Genomic DNA, 4,243 nt, shown 5'->3' with positions numbered 1-4,243 from the left:
ACATCGGGAGCCGGATGCGGTGAAAGTCGCACGTCCGGATCTAACTGAGAGGTGCGCGGGATAATACCCGCCATCGACTCAACCCAGATGAAGCGATCGCAACGCATTAGAGTGTTGGCACGAAATACTTCTTTATCGTTGACCATTACTACCCAGCGTTGCGTTAAGTGATTGTCATCATGGCTGATGTTGGCTACCAGTTTGTTACCAGCGTAATATTCGTAATCAGAAAAGGAGATTTCGACTATTCTGAGGGGTTCGGGAGCTATGGCTTGGGCTTGGGTTGCGATGAACCCGTCGAGTTCGGCTTGGGCTGCGGCTTGTTCGTCGGGGGCGATTTTTTGAATTTTGCTAGCTTGGTAATTAGCGATCGCAGTAATCCATGCATCCTTACAGCGTTTGTCGCTTACTTCAACTGTGCAGGCGATTTCGCTGTAGATTTGCTTGAGCCGCGCAATAGATTTCAGTTGCAGCTGTTGATGGCTGTAGATGATATAAGTCATAATTAAAATTCCCTGTACGAGTGTATGGGTTTTTCAAAAGGCGATCGCACGAAGTTTCTCAGGCTGTTGGCGGTCGTCTTTTGTTATGTACCTATATTACTATTTTGGTTAGTAAAAATCAAGCAATATTCTGAATTTTCTGAGGTAATTTTACTAACGGACATCCCAGAAAATCCTCAATTTTAATAGAAAGTGCTTGGCATATACCTTCTAGCTTTTCAGTAGAAACTGTAGGTGCTGAGTTTCTTGGACTTGATTCCGGGTATTCTCCGCGCTCCAAATGCTGAATTAATTGATAAGCACAACCAGCTCGTTTAGCCAGAGACTGCATAGACTCTGTACCTCGTAAAATTTTCAGTTTTCTGCCTAATTCCTTATTCCATCGAATAGATGCGATTAAGCTTTTATCGATAATCATTAATTCATCACCCAATTCACCAATTGCATTAGTAGACATGATACACTAAGATTACTAATTTTATTAGTAAGAAAACACAAAACAACCCAATTAAAGTATGACTGCGATCGCTCGCAGTCTTTGCAATGCAATCAAAAAGGAGGCAAATAGACAAAGAATGATAAAACCTCAAACTTTGCAAGCGGTGTTTTACTAGGGGAAGTGAAAAACAACCCTGGTAATGAAAAACAACCCTAGTAAAAATCGCCGACGCAAGGGGGAGGGCAACGGTTCTATTCACTGGCGCACCATAACTAAGAACGGGAAGGATTACCCCCAGGCTTATTACCACTGGCAGGAAAACGGAAAGAAAAGAACGAGGTACATCCCTAAAAAATTACTAGGGGATATTCAGGAAGCTGAAGCAGTCAAACGTCCAGTTGTAGAGATATTACATCTGTTGGGGGGTGATGAGGTTAGCCCTAGTAATTTACTAGAGGATAAACAGATAAACCCTAGTAATGCAGTTTTAGAAACAAGCCCTAGTAATGACATATCCCCTAGTAAAATGCGGCGAAACAAAGGTGAGGGGAGCGGTAGTATTCATTGGCGAACCATTACTAAGAACGGCAGAAATTACCAACAGGCATACTATCACGCTTGATTTTTGGAGCGAGGGCGATCCATCGAAGTGCATTCCCAAGCGGTTACTGAAGCGGATTCAGGAGATGGAGCAGGAAAAAACGGCGGTGAAGGAGATATTGCAGGTATTGGGAGCGAAAAAATGATAATTCTGAACCTGTCACCCCAACGGCTGTTGAAATCTCTGGGCTAATCGAGCCAAAACAGAGCAATCACCTTTTATTAGAGCGAAAAGGTATATCCCGCTTGAAAACGTCAAACTCTTGCTGTGGCTGGGTGTAGACGGTTGGGTGCAGGGTGTAGGAAAAAAAATCAGAAAAGCCAAAATTAAGTGCAACCTTAATAAATTCCTTTATTACTAAACCCCACACCCATAGGTATTATAGTCGATTTAGCTTTAAGGGGCGTGCCATTCGGTTTTGTAACAATGTACTAAGGATGAATAATGCCGAAGTAAATAGCGACGACACTTAGAATAATCACGCTAGTAACCAGGGTGAGGGCAATACGAAATCCCTTGTTAGGCAATTGTTCGCGGGTCAGCACGCTATCTGCTTGTACCTGAGTTAATGGCTCAATTTTTGATTCGGGCTGAATATGGGAAGTAGTATCCTTTGACAAAGGAGCTTTACTCTCGAATTTTGTTGTTTGAGCTTCTGGTGATTGCATAGACTGCGTTGATTTTTGGGACTATCTTTACAATTGTTAATAAAGTTTTTAATTAATACCTCTTTCTTAAGAAAAGTTTTGGTCGGGAATATACTTCTACTAAAGGATTAGTAAATGTAAAGCTAAACCTTAATTAATGTGACCTGAGCGAAAACAAGAGGTTTAGTAGACGGCGTACAACGAGCCGATGGTAAAGTACTACTCATCGCATTGCATTGTTCAATATGAGTGCAACAAATTATGGAACATGATGGAACTGGGCTTTCGGTAACCCAGGCAGAGAATCTTGAACAGGCTCAAGCTCTTGTAAACAGCAGTCCTCGTGTGCGAGATGGTATGCTGGCGGACTCTGCTAGAGTTGTGGAGTAGGAAGTTCACATTGGACGCGATCATTTTGCTCCCGTGTGAATAAGTAGAAGCAACAACTGCTGAATTACTTGGGTATAAGCAGATAAACGCATAGTATAAAATTCTGATAATTGAGATAACAGCAAAATTTCTAAAGTAAGCGTGCGGCTGCCTCACGTAATCGGGAATTACAATCAGTAACTATTGGACTACCATGAGCTACAGAAATTACCTGCAAATCAGTGATGGCATTAGCTAATGCTTCTAACCACTGACGATAGGCATGGCGATCTGTGAGAAAAAAGCGTCTACCCAAGCTAGTGATCCCGAAAAATCCACTTGACCCAATAAGACTTGCTCCTAGCCACTGAAGTAAGAATTCTCCCGTAGGTAAATGTTGCTGTAAATATTGCTTGTTCAGATTAAAGAGAATGTCAGTAAACACTAGTGCTTTTCCTGTAGCAAGAGGCAGTTCATAAACTAGTTCTTGCTCCCGGATACCATCAGGTATGTGGCAAATAATACCGTAAGCAGGTAAAACTTCTTCTGCGATTCCGTCTACGGCTACGACTTGTTCAACATAAGGTTTTGCTGTTGCGGGGCAAACAACTACTAGTTTGGGATAGCGTTGTTTATACACACCTGCATCAAGCCTATGGATGCGGTTAGGTACAATTAGGATTTTAGGTGTGCCTAAAGATTCAAGTTCTGCCATCCCTTGTTGATTTAAGGCAATCGCACTGTGAATTAGTAAGCTGGAGTCGGCGAATCTATAAACCACCATTTCGCGTGGCACTATAACAGAACTGGGCAAAGTACCAGTTACGTGCCAAAGATTCGGTGCTAGTTCTTCGATTGCAGCGTGAGGTAAAACATGAGACTGCCATTTATCTTCATTAAGAGTGCTTTTATGTTGACGAGGTTTAATTGAGGAGAAGAAAGAATAAAATCGCTCAGAAGCTTGTTCTTTTTCTTGATTCATATATCTCACTGCCTGCAAGATGTAACTCAACTACTCAATAAACATTGTTCAACTAGTAATATAACTGGTGTCAGATGTGGATCATACAATTTAGTAAAATTTGTTTTATTTAACCTTATATGTATGCCCGTGATTAACAGTTTTTCTTATTCCTCAACTGTCTTTGGGTTTTTCTAAGCTTCAATTCATCGTTCATAGACTAAGTTCTCCAAATTTTTATCTTTCTAACTCACCCTGAATTTTATTTTTCTTCTGCCTAAAGTTACACAACAGGGTTATTCAATCAATTAATCCGCCAAATTTTCGCCAAAGTTTGTCCATCTGGACTAAAGGTAACGGACGTAATTTCACCGGAATGTCCAATAAAAATACGGAGAAGTTCGCCAGTGTCGAGATCCCACACCTTGACGCCCTAGTTTTCAACGCCGCCTCCGCCATGTAATAAATCTTTTGTTCCCCGAATATGCCACCCGTGCGGCTGATGATACGGAATTCCCAGCATTGACCAGGTGTGTAAAAAACTATTAGGGTGCTGCCTTTAAGATCGCCCGTAAACAGCTTCTGTCACTTTCCGCAATAAGCAAGTAGTAAATAAGTCGAATCATCCAGAAGCATAATAGGGTTTAAATTGATTCACAGGGTATTTATAAAGTAAATCTAAAGAAGAGGAAATAAGGTTAAACAAAAAAGATAAGATACTCC

7 protein-coding genes and 1 pseudogene are annotated in these 4,243 nt (G+C 41.3%); 3 read left to right on the top strand and 5 right to left on the bottom strand.

The features are described from left to right. Together H6G96_RS40320 and H6G96_RS40315 are read right to left on the bottom strand one after the other, a co-directional pair. Positions 1-503: pseudogene (locus H6G96_RS40320) on the bottom strand (hypothetical protein); the annotation flags it as partial. A 118-nt stretch (positions 504-621) separates the two neighbouring features. Further along, the gene (locus H6G96_RS40315) at positions 622-960 is read right to left on the bottom strand and encodes a helix-turn-helix transcriptional regulator (RefSeq protein WP_100904184.1); all 339 of its coding nucleotides are present in this window, start codon (positions 958-960) and stop codon (positions 622-624) included. A gap of 181 nt (positions 961-1,141) precedes the next feature. Here H6G96_RS40315 and H6G96_RS40310 point away from each other — a divergent pair, with 181 nt between their 5' ends. Continuing rightward, positions 1,142-1,564: a hypothetical protein gene (locus H6G96_RS40310; protein WP_190920215.1), complete on the top strand. Its 423-nt coding sequence runs from the start codon at positions 1,142-1,144 to the stop codon at positions 1,562-1,564. A 27-nt stretch (positions 1,565-1,591) separates the two neighbouring features. Then, positions 1,592-1,735 (top strand): hypothetical protein, encoded by a 144-nt coding sequence (locus tag H6G96_RS40305; protein WP_190920213.1) that lies wholly within the window; start codon positions 1,592-1,594, stop codon positions 1,733-1,735. A 239-nt stretch (positions 1,736-1,974) separates the two neighbouring features. On the opposite strand, the gene H6G96_RS40300 is transcribed toward H6G96_RS40305, so the two are convergent. Beyond that, on the bottom strand, positions 1,975-2,211 hold the full coding sequence (locus H6G96_RS40300) for a hypothetical protein (RefSeq protein ID WP_190920211.1): 237 nt from the start codon (positions 2,209-2,211) through the stop codon (positions 1,975-1,977). Between the two features lie 240 nt (positions 2,212-2,451). On the opposite strand from H6G96_RS40300, the gene H6G96_RS42795 reads away from it, so the two are divergent. Beyond that, positions 2,452-2,580, top strand: coding sequence for a hypothetical protein (locus H6G96_RS42795; protein WP_277933119.1), 129 nt, complete (start codon positions 2,452-2,454; stop codon positions 2,578-2,580). A 130-nt stretch (positions 2,581-2,710) separates the two neighbouring features. On the opposite strand, the gene H6G96_RS40295 is transcribed toward H6G96_RS42795, so the two are convergent. Next, on the bottom strand, positions 2,711-3,541 hold the full coding sequence (locus H6G96_RS40295) for a hypothetical protein (RefSeq protein ID WP_190920209.1): 831 nt from the start codon (positions 3,539-3,541) through the stop codon (positions 2,711-2,713). A 283-nt stretch (positions 3,542-3,824) separates the two neighbouring features. Beyond that, entirely contained in the window at positions 3,825-3,944 is a 120-nt protein-coding gene (locus H6G96_RS43070) for a hypothetical protein (protein WP_347242363.1), read from the bottom strand. Positions 3,945-4,243: the final 299 nt, after the last annotated feature.

It is taken from the genome of Nostoc sp. FACHB-892 (assembly GCF_014698795.1).
Classification (GTDB): Bacteria; Cyanobacteriota; Cyanobacteriia; order Cyanobacteriales; family Nostocaceae; genus Nostoc.
The sequence above is the reverse complement of the archived record's forward strand: the minus strand, read 5'-3'. Positions and strand labels throughout refer to the sequence as shown.

Bases quoted from the DNA above. Each gene is read 5' to 3' on its own strand.
- H6G96_RS40315 (WP_100904184.1), bottom strand. From the start codon at position 960: ATGTCTACTAATGCAATTGGTGAATTGGGTGATGAATTAATGATTATC.
- H6G96_RS40310 (WP_190920215.1), top strand. From the start codon at position 1,142: ATGAAAAACAACCCTAGTAAAAATCGCCGACGCAAGGGGGAGGGCAAC.
- H6G96_RS40300 (WP_190920211.1), bottom strand. From the start codon at position 2,211: ATGCAATCACCAGAAGCTCAAACAACAAAATTCGAGAGTAAAGCTCCT.
- H6G96_RS42795 (WP_277933119.1), top strand. From the start codon at position 2,452: ATGGAACATGATGGAACTGGGCTTTCGGTAACCCAGGCAGAGAATCTT.
- H6G96_RS40295 (WP_190920209.1), bottom strand. From the start codon at position 3,541: ATGAATCAAGAAAAAGAACAAGCTTCTGAGCGATTTTATTCTTTCTTC.